The 15,798-nt window shown below is 49.6% G+C and carries 19 protein-coding genes; 13 read left to right on the top strand and 6 right to left on the bottom strand.

Annotated elements, in window-relative coordinates; all coding sequences use genetic code 11:
* Nucleotides 1-16: 16 nt before the first annotated feature.
* The 10 genes from ACQ4M4_RS23520 to ACQ4M4_RS23565 all read left to right on the top strand — a co-directional run bounded on the left by ACQ4M4_RS23520 (nt 17) and on the right by ACQ4M4_RS23565 (nt 8,014).
* A complete protein-coding gene (locus ACQ4M4_RS23520) occupies nt 17-289 on the top strand; it encodes a hypothetical protein (protein WP_430686913.1) in 273 nt (90 codons plus the stop codon).
* A gap of 374 nt (nt 290-663) precedes the next feature.
* Entirely contained in the window at nt 664-1,881 is a 1,218-nt protein-coding gene (locus ACQ4M4_RS23525) for a class I SAM-dependent methyltransferase (protein ID WP_430686914.1), read from the top strand.
* A gap of 86 nt (nt 1,882-1,967) precedes the next feature.
* Nucleotides 1,968-2,405 (top strand): ATP synthase subunit I, encoded by a 438-nt coding sequence (locus tag ACQ4M4_RS23530; protein ID WP_430686915.1) that lies wholly within the window; start codon nt 1,968-1,970, stop codon nt 2,403-2,405.
* Nucleotides 2,406-2,457: 52 nt separating this feature from the next.
* The gene (gene atpB, locus ACQ4M4_RS23535; protein ID WP_430686916.1) at nt 2,458-3,213 is read left to right on the top strand and encodes a F0F1 ATP synthase subunit A; all 756 of its coding nucleotides are present in this window, start codon (nt 2,458-2,460) and stop codon (nt 3,211-3,213) included.
* Nucleotides 3,214-3,387: 174 nt separating this feature from the next.
* A complete protein-coding gene (atpE, locus tag ACQ4M4_RS23540; RefSeq protein ID WP_088893994.1) occupies nt 3,388-3,633 on the top strand; it encodes an ATP synthase F0 subunit C in 246 nt (81 codons plus the stop codon).
* 97 nt (nt 3,634-3,730) lie between these two features.
* Entirely contained in the window at nt 3,731-4,222 is a 492-nt protein-coding gene (locus ACQ4M4_RS23545; RefSeq protein WP_430686917.1) for a F0F1 ATP synthase subunit B', read from the top strand.
* A gap of 25 nt (nt 4,223-4,247) precedes the next feature.
* The gene (locus ACQ4M4_RS23550; RefSeq protein WP_430686918.1) at nt 4,248-4,829 is read left to right on the top strand and encodes a F0F1 ATP synthase subunit B; all 582 of its coding nucleotides are present in this window, start codon (nt 4,248-4,250) and stop codon (nt 4,827-4,829) included.
* Nucleotides 4,826-5,383: an ATP synthase F1 subunit delta gene (gene atpH, locus ACQ4M4_RS23555; protein ID WP_430686919.1), complete on the top strand. Its 558-nt coding sequence runs from the start codon at nt 4,826-4,828 to the stop codon at nt 5,381-5,383. Before ACQ4M4_RS23550 ends, atpH begins: the two co-directional genes overlap by 4 nt.
* A gap of 79 nt (nt 5,384-5,462) precedes the next feature.
* The gene (gene atpA, locus ACQ4M4_RS23560) at nt 5,463-6,980 is read left to right on the top strand and encodes a F0F1 ATP synthase subunit alpha (RefSeq protein WP_430686920.1); all 1,518 of its coding nucleotides are present in this window, start codon (nt 5,463-5,465) and stop codon (nt 6,978-6,980) included.
* A gap of 83 nt (nt 6,981-7,063) precedes the next feature.
* A complete protein-coding gene (locus ACQ4M4_RS23565) occupies nt 7,064-8,014 on the top strand; it encodes a F0F1 ATP synthase subunit gamma (protein ID WP_430686921.1) in 951 nt (316 codons plus the stop codon).
* 327 nt (nt 8,015-8,341) lie between these two features.
* On the opposite strand, the gene ACQ4M4_RS23570 is transcribed toward ACQ4M4_RS23565, so the two are convergent.
* The 6 genes from ACQ4M4_RS23570 to ACQ4M4_RS23595 all read right to left on the bottom strand — a co-directional run bounded on the left by ACQ4M4_RS23570 (nt 8,342) and on the right by ACQ4M4_RS23595 (nt 12,754).
* Nucleotides 8,342-9,079 (bottom strand): cobyrinic acid a,c-diamide synthase, encoded by a 738-nt coding sequence (locus ACQ4M4_RS23570; RefSeq protein WP_430686922.1) that lies wholly within the window; start codon nt 9,077-9,079, stop codon nt 8,342-8,344.
* Between the two features lie 575 nt (nt 9,080-9,654).
* Nucleotides 9,655-10,818, bottom strand: a complete 1,164-nt coding sequence (gene mutY, locus ACQ4M4_RS23575; protein WP_430686923.1) for an A/G-specific adenine glycosylase — start codon at nt 10,816-10,818, stop codon at nt 9,655-9,657.
* A gap of 22 nt (nt 10,819-10,840) precedes the next feature.
* A complete protein-coding gene (locus ACQ4M4_RS23580; protein WP_430686924.1) occupies nt 10,841-11,191 on the bottom strand; it encodes a DUF760 domain-containing protein in 351 nt (116 codons plus the stop codon).
* Nucleotides 11,192-11,321: 130 nt separating this feature from the next.
* Nucleotides 11,322-11,714, bottom strand: a complete 393-nt coding sequence (locus tag ACQ4M4_RS23585) for a RidA family protein (RefSeq protein WP_430686925.1) — start codon at nt 11,712-11,714, stop codon at nt 11,322-11,324.
* Between the two features lie 77 nt (nt 11,715-11,791).
* Nucleotides 11,792-12,223, bottom strand: a complete 432-nt coding sequence (locus ACQ4M4_RS23590) for an NUDIX domain-containing protein (protein WP_430686926.1) — start codon at nt 12,221-12,223, stop codon at nt 11,792-11,794.
* A 165-nt stretch (nt 12,224-12,388) separates the two neighbouring features.
* A complete protein-coding gene (locus ACQ4M4_RS23595) occupies nt 12,389-12,754 on the bottom strand; it encodes a response regulator transcription factor (RefSeq protein ID WP_430686927.1) in 366 nt (121 codons plus the stop codon).
* A 594-nt stretch (nt 12,755-13,348) separates the two neighbouring features.
* On the opposite strand from ACQ4M4_RS23595, the gene psbV reads away from it, so the two are divergent.
* From psbV to petE, 3 genes are all read left to right on the top strand, one after another.
* Nucleotides 13,349-13,840 (top strand): photosystem II cytochrome c-550, encoded by a 492-nt coding sequence (gene psbV, locus ACQ4M4_RS23600; protein ID WP_430686928.1) that lies wholly within the window; start codon nt 13,349-13,351, stop codon nt 13,838-13,840.
* A 339-nt stretch (nt 13,841-14,179) separates the two neighbouring features.
* A complete protein-coding gene (psbV2, locus tag ACQ4M4_RS23605; protein ID WP_430686929.1) occupies nt 14,180-14,659 on the top strand; it encodes a photosystem II cytochrome PsbV2 in 480 nt (159 codons plus the stop codon).
* 157 nt (nt 14,660-14,816) lie between these two features.
* Entirely contained in the window at nt 14,817-15,236 is a 420-nt protein-coding gene (petE, locus tag ACQ4M4_RS23610) for a plastocyanin (protein WP_430686930.1), read from the top strand.
* The last annotated feature ends 562 nt before the right edge of the window (nt 15,237-15,798 follow it).

The raw sequence follows: 15,798 nt of genomic DNA on the forward strand, positions 1-15,798 counted from the left end.
CACTCTGCATACTGGAATGACCTTTAAGCAGAAGCTGTATAAACTTCATCGACGGTACATGTCTGGTGAGCGTTTGGATGCAATGTGTTCTGCTACCGCGATCGCCAATCAGGGCTATCAAACCGTCGTTACCGTGTCTGACTCCGACCAAGAGTATGTCGTATGGGTCGATGTTTCGTTTGTCGAAGACCTAGGCGAGGAGCCTCCTGCCCCCACTCCAGGGTTTGAGCGATCCTCTCGTGAGCAAGTCGGTGTTCGTTCTCGGCTAGAGAATGTAGAACACCTTTAAACCCTCTGGCGGTTGGGTCATGAGGGTCTGCATGACCCGGATTCAGAAACAATCCCTTGGGTTATATCTAGTAATGCTCTGTCATTTTCACGTGGAGCGACCTACGGAGCTGATCGGCAACACAGATTGGCTGCTCTACAAGACCTTTGCTTTTTTAAGGACAGATTTTAGAATGCGCCTTGGCTAATTTGCTAGCCGGTTTGCCCAACTTTGGGGCAAACCAAACCATTCTTGAAAACCGTTCAGAATGGGCTCAGCCTGCAAGTGCACATACAAGTGCATATAAAACAAGACCCTTAACTTTGGGGCATGATGGCTCTGGGGTTGCGATAGACTCAAAAATGCCGCTTGAGCAACATTCAAAACGAGTTTTCATGACCAACCCGTCTTCAGATGCCCAACAGGTTAGTGCTGCGGTTGCTAGCCTTTACGATACCTATCCATTTCCGCCTGAACCTTTATTGGACGAACCGCCACCCGGCTACAACTGGCGGTGGAACTGGGTGGCGGCCCACAATTTTTGCTTGGGACGCAAGCCCGATCGCGACAATATTCGAATTTTAGATGCAGGATGTGGTACCGGAGTCGGCACGGAATATCTCGTGCACCTTAATCCGCATGCTGATGTGACCGGAATTGACCTGAGCGCTGGCGCATTGGCGGTTGCCAAAGAGCGCTGCCAGCGCTCGGGTGCTGATCGCGTTGAGTTTCATCACCTCAGCCTGTTTGATGCCGATCAGCTACCGGGCGAGTTTGATCTCATTAATTGCGTGGGCGTGCTACATCACACAGCCGACCCTATTCGGGGAATTCAAACTCTGGCTCGCAAGCTGGCTCCTGGTGGCCTCATGCACATTTTTGTGTATGGCGAGCTGGGCCGATGGGAAATTAAGTTGATGCAAGAGGCGATCGCACTTCTCCAAGGCGAGCAGCGGGGAAACTACCGCGACGGGGTGCAGTTAGGGCGTCAAATTTTTGCGGCTCTTCCTGAAGGTAACCGCATCGTCAAGCGTGAGAAGGAGCGTTGGTCGCTCGAAAATCAGCGTGACGAAAACTTTGCCGATATGTACGTTCATCCTCAAGAAATCGATTACTCTATCGATTCTCTGTTTGAGCTTATAGATGCCTCGGGGTTGGAGTTTCTGGGTTTCTCAAATCCGCGCGTGTGGGATATCCATCGCTTGTTGGGCTCTGCTCCAGAGGTATTGCAGCGGGTGGAGCACCTAACTGAGCGACAGCGCTATCGCCTTATTGAGCTGCTCGATCCGGATGCAGCAACGCACTATGAATTCTTTCTGGGGCGATCGCCCTTTGTGAAATCAGACTGGTCATCCGATGCGGCCCTGCTGAGCGCCATTCCTTTCCGCAACCCCTGCATGGATGGATGGGATAGTCGCTGTCTATTCAACTTCGATTATCAAATTGTGAATTTGAATGAAGCAGAATGGAAATTTCTCAAACTCTGCGACGAAAACCAACACAAAACCGTTGAGCAAATTGCTGTAGAAGCAGCTCTGGGAATAGAACAGGTGCGATCGCTCTTAAATAACCAGCTTATCTTGCTAGCCCCAGCCCAAGAAAATGCAAGTTGAGGCCATTAAGTATTGTTACCTGTCGGTGATATGATCTTTCATGGTCAACATTGATGTAGTCAACAGTCTGGAACGATTCTAAATCTGTGAACTCGCCAGATCTATCTCCTGAAACCCCACCTCAAAATGCCAACGAGGCTGGCGCCATGTCGCCCGAGCCTGATCCCTCTATGCAGGAGTATTACAAACTCCAGCAAGAATTATTTCGGCTCATTGTTCTGTTTACCGCAGTAGCCTTTGTTGCGGTGTGGGTTGTTTACTCAGCCAACACAGCCCTCAATTATCTGATTGGGGCGTGCACTGGTGTGGTTTACTTGAGAATGTTGGCTAGGAACGTTGAGCAGCTTGGCAGGGAGCGCAACTCTCTGAGTAAGACTCGGCTTGCCCTGCTGGTAGGTTTGATTTTAGTGGCATCTCGATGGGATCAGCTACAAATCTTGCCAATTTTTTTAGGTTTTTTAACCTATAAGGCTGCGGTTCTTTTCTACATGTTGCGAACGGCAATTTTGCCCGATTCCAACTAATGTCCGAGTTATTCACCCCTATCCAAACCGGGGAGACCTTGCTCGCATGGCGATGGTGAAATTATTAAACGTAATCGACTCTTTCCCCCTGGCTGAGCTAGAGGTTGGGAAGCAGTTTTACTGGCACATCGGCAACTTTAATATTCACGGGCAAGTCCTGCTAACCTCTTGGTTTGTCATTGGACTGCTAGTGATTTTCTCTGTCTTGGCAACACGAAGTGTTCAGATGGTGCCTTCAGGGGTGCAAAACCTCATGGAGTACGCCCTAGAGTTCATTCGTGACTTGGCAAAGACTCAGATTGGCGAGAAAGAATACCGTCCATGGGTTCCATTTGTCGGTACGCTTTTCTTGTTCATCTTTGTCTGTAATTGGTCAGGTGCGCTAATTCCGTGGAAGCTGATTCGCCTCCCGGAAGGCGAGCTGGCAGCACCCACCAGCGATATCAACACGACGATTGCGCTGGCCCTTTTGACCTCGCTGGCTTACTTCTACGCTGGCTTTCGCAAAAAGGGATTGGGTTACTTCGGTAACTATGTGCAGCCTGTTCCCTTTATGCTCCCTTTCAAAATTATCGAAGACTTCACCAAACCTCTCTCCCTCAGCTTCCGATTGTTCGGAAATATCTTGGCGGATGAGCTAGTGGTTGGCGTGTTGGTTTTTCTTGTTCCTCTATTTGTACCGTTGCCTGTTATGGCGTTGGGTTTGTTTACCAGTGCAATTCAGGCTCTGATTTTTGCCACTCTGGCGGCATCGTACATTGGGGAAGCTATGGAAGACCATCATGGCGAAGGTCATGAGGAGCACTAGCTTCTTATCTGAGTCGCTATCTATCAGCGTTGCTCAGTTCGTAAAAGTGTTTCGGTTTTAAGGTCTGCTTCTGTTTGAGAGGCTGTATCCGAAACGTGGTTCAGTTTGTTTGTTTTAGCGCTGAATCACTTCTTCTGTTCACTCGTTAGTTCACGAAAGGTAAGGAAAGACGTCATGAATCCAACGATTGCTGCTGCTTCTGTTTTGGCTGCTGCTCTGGCTGTGGGCTTGGGTGCAATTGGTCCTGGTATTGGTCAAGGTAACGCAGCTGGACAAGCTGTAGAAGGTATTGCTCGTCAGCCCGAAGCAGAAGGTAAGATTCGCGGTACCCTGCTGCTGAGCTTGGCCTTCATGGAAGCGCTAACCATCTACGGTCTGGTGGTTGCTCTGGTTCTTCTGTTCGCTAACCCCTTCGCATAGGGTTTGACAGTATCTAGAGAGGCGTGTTTCTTCACGTCTCTCTGTTTCCTGCTCATCTGTTGTCTAGCCCCAAATATAGTGTGGGGTCTTGGAACTTATGATTCATTCATTTTTTCTTCTGGTTGCCGAGGCTGCTGCTGAAGAGGCTAAAGGCGGGTTGTTTGATATTGATGCAACCCTCCCGTTGATGGCTATCCAATTTCTGATTTTGGTGGCATTGCTCAACGCTCTCTTCTATAAGCCATTGGGCAAGGTTCTGGATGATCGGGACAACTTTATTCGCACAAGTCAGGCTGAGGCAAAAGAGCGCCTGATGAAGGCAGAGGCTTTGGCTAAGCAATACGAGCAAGAACTGGCAGAAACGCGCCGTCAATCGCAGGCTGTGATTGCGGCTGCTCAGGATGATGCCCAAAAGATTGCGAACTCTAAGCTGGCAGAAGCTCAGCGTGAAGCTCAGGCTCAGCGTGAGCAAGCGCAGCAAGAGCTTGATCGGCAAAAGGCAGAGGCGATGCAGTCGCTTGAGCAACAGGTTGAAGCGTTGAGCCAGCAGATTTTGCAAAAGCTTTTGAGTGGCGTTTCTATAGGTTAGCTGTAATTCTGCGGGGCTGCCGTCAATGGATATTTTGGTTACATTATCGAGCTTTGTGGCGAGCGTAGACGGATCTACGATCGCCCCTCTGTTAGCCGAGGTTGAGGAAGGGCACCACGGGCTTGGCCTCAACTTCGACATTCTAGAAACCAATGTGATCAACCTGATCATTATTATTGGTGTTCTCATTTATTTTGGGCGTGGCTTCCTCGGCAAAACCCTTTCGGAGCGGCGATCGCAAATTGAGGTCGCCTTGAAGGATGCGGAGGAGCGTAAGAAGCAAGCTGCTTCGGCCCTCGCGGAAGAACAGCAAAAGTTGGCTCAGGCCAAGTCGGAGGCTGACCGCATTCGTGCTGCTGCTGAAGAGAGTGCAGTCAATGTTCGCAACTCTGTCTTGGCGCAGGCCGAAGAAGACATTGCCCGGATGCGCGATTCCGCTGCTCAAGACATCACCACTCAGCAAGAGCGGGTGATTCGCGAGCTACGTCAGCGGATTGCAGAACTTGCTGTATCTCGAGCTGAAGATCAGCTCAAGGCGCAATTAAATGAAGGTGCGCAACAGCAGTTGATTGATCGCAGTATTGCAACGCTAGGAGGTCGTTCATGACAGGCGCTTCTATCGCAAAGGAAATCGTCGAGCCCTATGCTCAGGCTTTGATGGCGATCGCTCAGTCTCAGGATTTAGTCGATCGCTTTAATGAGGATGCTTCCTCCCTAATCGAGCTGAGCAATGCTTCCGACGAGCTGAAGCAACTCTTAAGCAACCCCTTCGTTAAAGCTGGCAAGAAAAAGTCAATCCTGCGTCAAATTTTCGGTGAGCAGCTTCACCCGGTTATGACAAACTTTGTCATGCTGTTGGTAGATCGCGGACGAATTGCTTTTCTGGAAGGAGTTTGTAAGCAATATCAAGCCCTCGTTCGGCAACAGCGCCAAATCGTATTGGCAGAAGTTGCTTCTGCTGTTCCTCTTTCTGGCGAGCAGCAAGAAGCAGTCCGTCAAAAAGTTGTGGAATTGACCAACGCTCATCAGGTTGAACTGGCGACCTCCGTGAACCCTGATTTGCTAGGAGGGGTGGTAATTACAGTCGGTTCTCAAGTGTACGATGCTAGCCTGCGTGGGCAATTGCGCCGCCTGGGGCTGAGCCTTTCCACCACGGCCTAATTTTGGTTTTATTCATTTTTTTTGCAGTTTTGCATCCCCGGCGGTTTTTCACTCCTTAGTTAGCTAGAGAGAGACAATCATGGTAGCGATTAGACCCGACGAGATTAGCAGCATTATTCGGCAGCAAATCGAACAATACGATCAGGATGTTAAGGTTTCCAACGTTGGAACCGTCCTACAGGTGGGCGACGGTATTGCCCGCGTGTACGGTTTGGACAACGTCATGGCATCCGAACTTCTAGAGTTTGAAGATGGCACCGTAGGTATTGCCCAGAACCTTGAAGAAGACAACGTCGGTGTGGTGTTGTTTGGCCAAGGTTTGGGAATTCAAGAAGGCAGTGTAGTTCGCTCTACAGGGAAAATTGCTGCAATTCCCGTGGGTGATGGCATGATTGGCCGTGTGGTGGATGCGCTTGCTCGTCCTGTAGATGGCAAAGGCGAAGTTCAAGCCTCTGAGACCCGCCTGTTGGAATCTCCTGCCCCCGGAATTATTGCTCGTAAATCGGTATACGAGCCAATGGCGACTGGTATTACCGCAATTGACGCGATGATTCCGGTTGGCCGAGGCCAGCGCGAGCTGATCATCGGTGACCGTCAAACTGGTAAAACCTCGATCGCGGTTGACACAATTCTGAACCAGAAGGGACAGGATGTGATCTGCGTGTACGTGGCAATTGGCCAAAAGGCTTCGACCGTAGCCCAGGTTGTTCAGGTGTTGAGTGAGCGTGGTGCGATGGATTACACCATTGTGGTGGATGCCAACGCTAACGATGCTGCCGCTCTACAATACTTGGCCCCTTACACGGGTGCAACCTTGGCTGAGTACTTCATGTACAAGGGCAAGGCAACCTTGGTGGTTTACGATGACCTTTCCAAGCATGCTCAAGCCTATCGTCAGATGTCGTTGTTGCTGCGTCGTCCGCCCGGTCGTGAAGCTTATCCTGGGGACGTGTTTTACCTCCACTCTCGCTTGTTGGAGCGTGCGGCTAAGTTGAGTGCTGCGTTAGGAGAAGGCAGCATGACTGCTCTGCCTATCATTGAAACCCTGGCGGGTGATGTGTCGGCCTATATTCCTACCAACGTGATTTCGATTACGGATGGTCAGATCTTCTTATCTTCTGACCTGTTTAACTCGGGTATTCGTCCTGCCATTAACGCAGGTATTTCGGTATCCCGGGTGGGTTCGGCCGCGCAAACCAAGGCTATGAAGAAAGTGGCCGGTAAGCTCAAGCTGGAGCTGGCTCAGTATGACGAGCTAAAAGCGTTTGCACAGTTTGCTTCTGATTTGGATAAAGCGACCCAGAATCAGCTGGCTCGGGGTGCACGCTTACAGGAATTGTTGAAGCAACCTGCCTTCTCTCCCATTCCTGTGGAAGAGCAAGTTGCCCTCATCTATGCCGGTACGAACGGCTATATGGATGATGTTCCGGTTGAAAAAGTAACTTCGTTTACTAAGGGACTTCGGGAATATCTCAAGTCCAGTAAGCCTCAGTATGGCGACATTGTTCGCGCTGAAAAGCAACTGACGGATGAAGCGGTTAATCTGTTGAAAGAAGCGATCGCCGAATTCAAAAAGAACTTCTTGGCATCAGCCTAATGTAGATGGGTGATCTGGTCATTTGTTCAATCTGAAATAAATGACCAGGCTCCATCGCTACCCGCGACTAAAGGTGAGACCCTATGCCTAATCTCAAATTCATCCGCGATCGCATTCAATCTGTTAAAAATACGCGAAAAATTACCGAAGCGATGCGCTTAGTGGCGGCCGCAAAGGTACGCCGGGCACAAGAGCAAGTGTTGGCAACTCGTCCATTTGCTGATCGTTTGGCTCAAGTGCTTTACGGTTTGCAGGCTCGTCTCCGGTTTGAAGATGCTGACCTGCCTCTGCTCAAAAAGCGGGATGTGCAAACTGTTGGGTTGCTCGTTATTTCGGGCGATCGCGGTTTGTGTGGTGGTTACAACGCCAGCATCATCAAGCGTGCTGAGTCCCGTGCTAAAGAGCTTAAGGCCGAAGGCGTTGACTACAAATTTGTCATCGTGGGTCGTAAAGCCGCGCAGTACTTCCAGCGTCGCGATCAGCCCATTGAGGCTGTATTTGCTGGTCTGGAGCAAGTTCCTACCGCTGAAGAAGCCTCAAAAATTGCCGACGAACTCTTGTCTCTTTTCCTCTCGGAAGGGGTAGATCGCGTCGAGTTGATTTACACAAAGTTTGTGTCTTTGGTAAACTCTCGTCCCGTTGTGCAGACGTTGCTTCCTTTAGATCCGCAAGGATTAGAGCCTCAGGATGACGAAATCTTTCGTTTGACGACTGGTGCTGGTGGTTTCCAAGTGCAGCGCGACAAAGTTGCCGCTCCCGATCGGAGCAACTTGCCTCAAGATATGCTTTTTGAGCAAGATCCCGTGCAAATCTTAGATGCTCTGTTGCCCCTGTATCTCAATAACCAGTTGCTGCGGGCTCTGCAAGAATCTGCAGCAAGTGAACTGGCTGCTCGTATGACGGCTATGAACAACGCCAGCGACAACGCATCTCAGCTCATTTCATCTCTAACGATTACTTACAACAAAGCTCGCCAGGCCGCCATTACCCAAGAAATTTTGGAAGTGGTTGGTGGTGCCGAAGCATTGCAGTAAGCCTGCTGAGATACCCAAGGTCATTGCTAGAGCCTTTTCTGGTGACTCATCAACATAAGGGGCCTCTGTCGTTAGCATTGAGGCTCTTTGTGCTTGATAGACTTGATAGAGTTATATAGCGATCGCCAAGCACATGAGGACGAGTATTTTATGAGAACTTTTGCTCAGCAAGAGTTCTCATAAAAATCTCACCAACCAGCGCGCCCAGCGCTATAGCAATTGAGCCTCTTGGGTTTTTGCCCTGGACAAAACTTTGGTTTTGTTCAGGGTTTTTTGTAGGTATTTTGACTGCGAAGATGAATGCTTTGGCTTATCCAAACATGGGTATTAACGAACGTCAAAAATGACATCCTGCTCAGGCTTCATAATAAAGTCGTAGTCAAAAATAAGAGAGTTTGGATGGCGGATGAGGGAAAACCCAAAGTGAGAGACTACATCGGTATGAAATGTTGCGATTACCAATTCGACTAACTTGCGCTCTGAAATGTCAGGACGCTGTACAAAATAGTCTCTCTTTGCAAAGAAAACTCCCTCGTCCCGAGGAACGATGATACTGTTGACCCGGTGGGCGTGCTGAATGGGCCGAATGTAGAGGCCAATAAACTCTTCTTGATTACGCTGTAGACGATAGAGCCGCTCGTGTTGCAACCAGCTCATGCGAAACATCATTTTCAGCAGCTCGAAGCCCAAAATGTAGTTAAACACATTGTTGCGCTCCTCAGTGCTAAATACGAGACGCAACGCTGATTCTAAATACAAGTCGGGCTGGCGTCGGGCATCTTGGGCCGAATGAATATAGAACTGCCGAATGTACTCCCGCAGAACGAGAGCATTCAGCTCGGTGTTAATTCTGAACTCTTTAAGATAATCGCGGACGCGCTGTTCAGTATCCTTGTCTTCTAACTTCTTAGAAACGAGACCATCTGCAGTGTAGTCATCCAGAAACTCCGCCTGAGTTTCGGGTGAGGCTGCACAAATGAGGTAGCACAGCGACAAAACATAACGCCGCTGGTGCCAGGGCAAGCTCTCAACCCAAACCTTGGCCTCTGGTGGCAACTTACTCAAAATGCCATCAGCTGCTGATACTGACCTTGATTTGCCTTTTTTGCCCCTTGATTTTGCCATAGGTTAAGCACCAAGCCGGGTGTGGAAGAGTGTAGCGGCACCCAATAGCGCACCTACCCAATAACGCTCTGAAGAGGGGAGAGTGCATTGAGGCTTGGATGGGAGCGTTGGACTAGGGACGCGATGAGGACTGTGGCCGTAGTACATATACTGAGGATGGGGGAGGATTTCACACTAGTGTGCCCCTTCACTAGCGAGTTACACCATTGCGAAGATAAGTTTGTTGGGGCAGTAGAATTCTCCACTTACCAATTGAAATGCTAGTTCAATAACCATGTCATGCTTGCTCTCAACTTTGGAAGGTCGGTTGTGTTTCACAGGTGTGGATATGTGTTGTAGAAGGACGTTGGAGCCACTCTTCTACAACACATATCCATATGCCTAGGCCATCATCTGGAAAACCTTGAATGCTGGAAGTTGAGTTTTATGCATAGAGCAAGTATCGATTTTTGTTCTAGGTTCTTTATTGGGTGAGTTGGTTTGAGCCTTGTGTTTAGACCTAGGCCGATTTAATTTCAGGGGGAAGGGTTGACTGAGCTGGGTGGGCCGACCTGTTTTAATGCTTCGATGATGTGAATATTGGCCTTTGGAAATGGGTATTGATCGAGTTCATTGAGGGTAACCCAGCGAACTTCATCACATTCTAGAGGCTGAGGTATTCCGCTGACGTGGTGACAGTGGTGAACGTTGAGGGTCACTCTGAAATGAGAATATGTGTGATCGACAACTGTGAGGCGATCGCCCACTTCAATCTCGATTCCTAACTCTTCCTGAATTTCCCGTCGAATGCAGTGCTCAATCGTTTCGTTGGGTTCTACTTTGCCACCAGGAAATTCCCACAAACCGCCGAGCAATCCTTCTTGCCGACGCCGGTCAATCAAAATTTGCTGCGAATCGTTCCAAATGACGGCAACACCAATGACTTTGTGAGGAATGGGAGAACGAGTTTCGGAAACGGGTAGATCGTTTTGCATTGTAAGAGCGTAAGCACGGCAATGAGCAGACCACGGGCAGTGCCCGCAGTTGGGATGACGAGGAGTGCACAGAGTGGCTCCCAAATCCATCAGCGCTTGGTTAAAGTCGCGGGAATGAACTGGGTCGAGTAGGGTTGTAGAACACTGCCATAGCCACTCTAGGGAACGGTTTGGCGGTTTTTGAAGAGCCGTGAGCCGTGCGAGCACTCGCTTTACATTACCATCCAGGATGGGCACTGGTTGGTTAAATGCGGCACTGAGAATGCCTCCAGCTGTTGTACGACCAATGCCAGGGAGTGCGATCGCGGCTTCAAACTGGGTGGGGAATTGGCCATTGTGCTGGTGGGCGATCGCTTGGGCGGCCTTGTGCAAATTACGAGCCCGAGCGTAGTATCCCAGCCCCTCCCACTGTTTCAACACTTGTTCTTGCGATGCGGCTGCTAACGCTTCAACCGTTGGAAATGCCTGTAGCCATCGCTCGTAGTAAGGAATAACGGTTTTGACTTGAGTTTGTTGCAGCATAATTTCCGAAATCCAAATGTGGTAAGGATTTTGGTTACGCCGCCAGGGTAAGTCGCGTCCCTGCTTGGCATACCACTGCAACAAGCGATCGCGCAGCTCGGCCACAACAAAACTCGGCAAATCCTGGTTAGAACTTGCCGAGTTTTGTTGTGCTTTGGCGCTTGAAGTTGACTTTGCAGGCACGATCTAAAACTGATGCAAACTACTAGCTTTCCATACCGTTGTCAGAACCATCATCAGAGGCTAGCAGAGTATGCTCAAAAGCAAGGCGCTGCTCAGCGTTGCGCAGAAAATACCCACTCATCATGGCCGAAGCCAGCAAACGCCCTAGGTTCTCGCGACTCGTGGTAATGGCAACATCAAAGCCGTCGGATGGTAGGCCACCCAGTAAGCCAATAATGTTGCGCTCCATGACCTGAAAAACCTCTGCAGAGTCGGGTTTGGAAAGATGGGCGATCGCTTCAGGGCTTAACGACTGAACATACTGCCACAAGTGGTTGCCAGTCTCAGCACCACCACCAAACAGCTCTGAAGTTTTGTTCGATGCGTTGTTCACGATAGGAACCTCACTCGGGCTTTGTAAATCTCACTTAATGATTACTGTAACAACTGAACAACGCGAGCGGGAGTCGGCAGAGCCGAACCGTAGGGACGGGTTTCCCAACAATGTCCCCTTTGGGAGCAAATCATTCAGGCAATACAGCAATACAGTCAATTTCGACCCGTACATCTTTGGGCAGTCTTGCGACCTCAACACAAGCACGGGCTGGGGCGCTGTCTTCACCAAAAGCCGTTGCGTAAACCGTATTCATGGCGGCAAAGTCGTTCATATCTGCCAAAAAAACGGTCGTTTTAACTACGTCGGAAAAGCTCGCTCCTGCTTCTGCCAGAATGGCCTGGAGATTGCTTAAAACTTGTTGGGTTTGTTGAGTAACGTCGCCTTCTCCCACGATTTGGCCCGTTTGAGGATGGAGCGCAATTTGCCCTGCAACAAACAGCATTTTGCCGCTAGCTGCGATCGCCTGGTTGTAGGGACCCACGGGGGCAGGAGCTTGCTCAGTACGAATAATGCTTCTCATAAGATGCGGAAGATAAAACTAAGTTCAAGTAAGTTCAAGTTGCAATGAGGCAAGAGTGCGACCTATCGGCCTCTGCACTACAGCATTTTGGGACGGGAGCCATGCTCTCGGTAATATCGGTAATCGCGCAGGATGCGATCGTGATCGAAGCACAGGCTAGACGGCAGATCCCAAATCTCGAAAATGCTAACGGCTTTGGCATCGTCATTGGCGATCGGCTCGCCCGAGGCCGTTGCCAGAAATACAACACTCAGGGTGTGCATGCGGGGATCGCGTGCTGGGTCTGAATAAACCTGGAACTGTTCCATCAGCTTAACGCTGAGCCCGGTTTCTTCCCAGGCTTCGCGTTCGGCAGCCGTTTCTACCGATTCGCCATAGTCCACAAATCCCCCAGGCAGCGCCCACCCCAAAGGCGGGTTCATGCGCTCAATCAGCACAATCGGGCGATACGGGCGATCCAACAGCTCAATGATGATATCAACCGTAGGAATAGGATTGCGATAGCTCACGAGAACACATCAGGCTCAGTTGCTGTTAGCAGCATACCTTCTCTCTGCGCGATCGGCTATGGTTGGCAACACTCAACGGGCTTCCTCTTGTGGTGCATCCGAACCCATTTAGATGCAGCGTGCTTTTGGCATACTTTCAGGGCAGGGCCGTGCCAAACGCGCAAACTAACGGCGAAGCAACTGCTTTACGGTTTTTAGCATTTCGACCGGATGAAATGGCTTTGTAATGTAGGCATCGGCTCCTTGCTTCATGCCCCAATAGCGGTCAAATTCCTCGCTTTTGGTGGAGCAAATGAGGACGGGAATTGCTTGCATTGCAGGATTGTTCTTAATCCAACGGCATAGCTCGTAGCCGTTCATTTCAGGCATGACCAAGTCGGTAATGACTAGGTCAGGCGTATGCTGCTGCATTTGCGCCTTTGCCTCAATACCATTGGTCGCCATCAACACATCCATGTCGTTCTCATGCAATAGCTCTGAGAGCATTTGCCGCAGCGTTTGACTATCGTCCACAATCAGCACCGTGCTCATGTTTCACCCAACCCTGGATATGCATCAATAAATAAACGCTGGACTGACTCTGAGTGCATACGTCATCAGAATACAGATGGGTTTTTGGCAATTTGCCAGGTCTTGCTAGTTGCCACAGCCATGAACAGCAATGACTTAGACAAGCTTTAAAGATCGGTCGGTCAGTCGCCAAGATGCGCTAAGCACGGAGGATAAACCCCCAAGCTTGGCTAGTGCCGCTTAATATTATTCTGTCAATTTTCTGCCAAAAGAAGGCCAAACGCGATCGCTTTGACCAACGATGCTCGTAAGTACCCCGCAGGGCATTGTACCCAACTTTCGGTCGCCCTGACACGAGGATTCCCTCCCCTTGCGGACTTCGCTGTGGCGATCGCCTCTGTTTCCTAGGGCATTGGCCAGCTGCTTAATAGTTTGTAACGGATCATGAGGCCCGTTTTAATCTAAATAGTCATATAAATGCGCTTTTGGAAAGCATCCATTCGGTGGCATGATATTGAAAAAGAGGCGTTCTGCGCCGAGACCTCTGCTGCTGTGTTGCACTGCTGTTAAATGAGCGACCTGTTTTGATGTCTTTAAGGAAGGAGAACCTTATCTGTGCTTAAGAGAACCGTTTGGCTGGTTGCGGTCACCGTACTGTTTGTCTTTCAAATCTTTGGTGGTCGGGCGATCGCACTTGAACTAGACGAGGCCACCCGAACCGTTGTTGTAAATCCCGCTGGAGATACCTACGTCCTCTCGCTTGATGAAGTGTCTCGAGGCAAGCGCCTGTTTAACTACGCCTGTGGCCAGTGCCACGTGGGTGGAATCACAAAGACGGATCCTAACGTTGGCCTTGATCCCGAAACGCTAGCTCTGGCGACCCCTCCTCGTGACAACGTTGAGGCGATTGTGGATTACTTGAACGATCCCACAACTTATGACGGTCTGGAGTCGATTACAGAGATCCATCCCAGCACTCAAAGTTCCGACATTTTTCCCAAAATGCGTAACCTAACTCAGGATGACTTGCGTGTGATTGCTGCCCACATCTTGATTCAGCCCAAAGTGATGGGTCCTAAGTGGGGCGGTGGTAAGATTTACTACTAAATTCTGTCTCTCTTGTTTTTGAGTCGCTTGCTTTGAATGGACTCGCTTACAATTCAAGCCTATTCGCAACGTGTTTTAGGGAAGCCCAAATCAGTTCGGATAGGCTTTTTCGTGCGAGTACACGCTTGTGTATATGTCCAGCGACCTTTTTGTTTGTTCTACCCCAAATTTGCCATAGCGCGATGTCATGACGTTCGGCGAATTTTGGTCATAAAAGCCTGACTTTTCATGGCTTTTATGACCAAGAGTCATCAGCTAAGTGTGCAGCGCTACATGACCTATTGAGCCAATATCCAGAGGGTAAATTCATTGCAACCGATACTGCCGTTCCTGAGAAGGGTGCTAACGACTTTGTTGGCGATCGCAATTTTGGGCTTTGTTCCTTTTAACGCTGTTGCCCATGCCGGAGCAATAGACCCCTACATCACGCGATATTTTGATGCTGCCGAACCCGTTGCCTTGCCTTGGAATACAAACGGCGAGACGCGCAACTTTTCTGCTGCTGACTTATCCACCGGCAAGCGCCTGTTTGAGTCAAACTGCATCAACTGCCATGTGGGAGGCATCACCCTGCCCGATCCCAGCATTACCCTATCGCTAGAAGACTTGAAACATGCCACACCTCCTCGCAATGCGATCGCCAGCCTAACGGAGTTTATGCGCCATCCCATGACCTACGATGGCCTGGAGGAAACAATTTGGTGTCGTCAGGTTTCTGAAGATTGGATGACTGATGAGGAATTGGGGGACTTGGCTGCCTTCTTGCTGAGAGCGGCTGAAAAGGCTCCCGCATGGGCCAGTGCCGACCTATTTCAGTAGCTGTACTGGGTATGCCACCTAGGTATTTGCCCTGTATTCGCCGAATTGCTCAAAGATGGTGTGACATCCGAACGGGATTAACGTCGCTCAGGTGAGCCTTTCAGGCTAAAATTCTAACTGGGTCAAGATAATTGAACTTAAATCTCCCGAGGTAACCATGAAATTGATTGCTCGTATTTCACGGAGTTTAAGTGTAGCCCTGTTTTCTCTTGTGTTGGTGGTTGCAAGCTTTGTGGCAGTTGTTTCTCCTGCTGCTGCTGAGACGTTCACCGTCAAGATGGGTGCTGATAGCGGAATGCTCATGTTTGAGCCTGCTAACATCACCATCCACTCGGGCGACACTGTTAAGTGGGTTAACAACAAACTCCCTCCCCATAACATCATCTTCGATGACAAAACCATTCCTGCTGGTGGTAAGGAAATGGCTGACAAACTTAGCCATGACCAGTTGATGTTCTCTCCTGGCGAATCTTACGAAGTTACTTTTGGTAGCGATATGTCTGCGGGAACCTATACCTACTACTGTGCTCCTCACCGTGGAGCTGGCATGGTTGGTAAGATCACGGTCGAAGGTTAATTCTCAACTGTAAGAGGTTTGTTAATTAAGCCTCCTACACAATTGACTTTATAGATTAGCTTGTGGTTGCTCGATAAAAGTAGCCATAGGCTAATTTTTTTGTGAGATTCTATCTTCTGGTGGTGTTGTGGGTGGAACGGTCTGGTTTAAGCTGGCTGGAGTTTCTATGCTTTGATCGGTTTGCTAGCTTACATCCGTTTGTGGCGAACTGTGATTTATTCAGTTCTAGTTTGATGATGGTTCGCGATCGCCGTCAGCTTTGCCTGAGAGGACGTCTGAAAAGTGCCTAAAGCTTCGTGTATTGCCCTCACCCCTTGTGTTCCCCTGCCTAAATTTGGGAGAGGGGAAGGGATTTTCAGCTCCTCTTCTCTCAGTTTTTTGGGGAAAGGTTGGGGGATGAAGCTATTTTTTGACTTATCAGACATCCTCTAAATAGGGTTTGCTGAAAAAAGCAGCAAAGGTTTACAGTGCCTAGTTTTCAAGCGAGATCAAGTCTGCTAAAGTGCAAAGAAAAAGTGTAAAACCTCTCAAAAACCTTGCACGAGCTTGCCGATGTACCGCC

Source organism: Leptolyngbya sp. AN02str, assembly GCF_050565595.1.
Classification (GTDB): domain Bacteria; phylum Cyanobacteriota; class Cyanobacteriia; order Elainellales; family Elainellaceae; genus Kaiparowitsia.

Bases quoted from the DNA above. Each gene is read 5' to 3' on its own strand.
- ACQ4M4_RS23525 (WP_430686914.1), top strand. From the start codon at position 664: ATGACCAACCCGTCTTCAGATGCCCAACAGGTTAGTGCTGCGGTTGCT.
- ACQ4M4_RS23585 (WP_430686925.1), bottom strand. From the start codon at position 11,714: ATGAGAAGCATTATTCGTACTGAGCAAGCTCCTGCCCCCGTGGGTCCC.
- ACQ4M4_RS23565 (WP_430686921.1), top strand. From the start codon at position 7,064: ATGCCTAATCTCAAATTCATCCGCGATCGCATTCAATCTGTTAAAAAT.
- ACQ4M4_RS23595 (WP_430686927.1), bottom strand. From the start codon at position 12,754: ATGAGCACGGTGCTGATTGTGGACGATAGTCAAACGCTGCGGCAAATG.
- atpE (WP_088893994.1), top strand. From the start codon at position 3,388: ATGAATCCAACGATTGCTGCTGCTTCTGTTTTGGCTGCTGCTCTGGCT.
- petE (WP_430686930.1), top strand. From the start codon at position 14,817: ATGAAATTGATTGCTCGTATTTCACGGAGTTTAAGTGTAGCCCTGTTT.
- atpA (WP_430686920.1), top strand. From the start codon at position 5,463: ATGGTAGCGATTAGACCCGACGAGATTAGCAGCATTATTCGGCAGCAA.
- atpB (WP_430686916.1), top strand. From the start codon at position 2,458: ATGGTGAAATTATTAAACGTAATCGACTCTTTCCCCCTGGCTGAGCTA.
- ACQ4M4_RS23550 (WP_430686918.1), top strand. From the start codon at position 4,248: ATGGATATTTTGGTTACATTATCGAGCTTTGTGGCGAGCGTAGACGGA.
- ACQ4M4_RS23545 (WP_430686917.1), top strand. From the start codon at position 3,731: ATGATTCATTCATTTTTTCTTCTGGTTGCCGAGGCTGCTGCTGAAGAG.
- atpH (WP_430686919.1), top strand. From the start codon at position 4,826: ATGACAGGCGCTTCTATCGCAAAGGAAATCGTCGAGCCCTATGCTCAG.
- ACQ4M4_RS23520 (WP_430686913.1), top strand. From the start codon at position 17: ATGACCTTTAAGCAGAAGCTGTATAAACTTCATCGACGGTACATGTCT.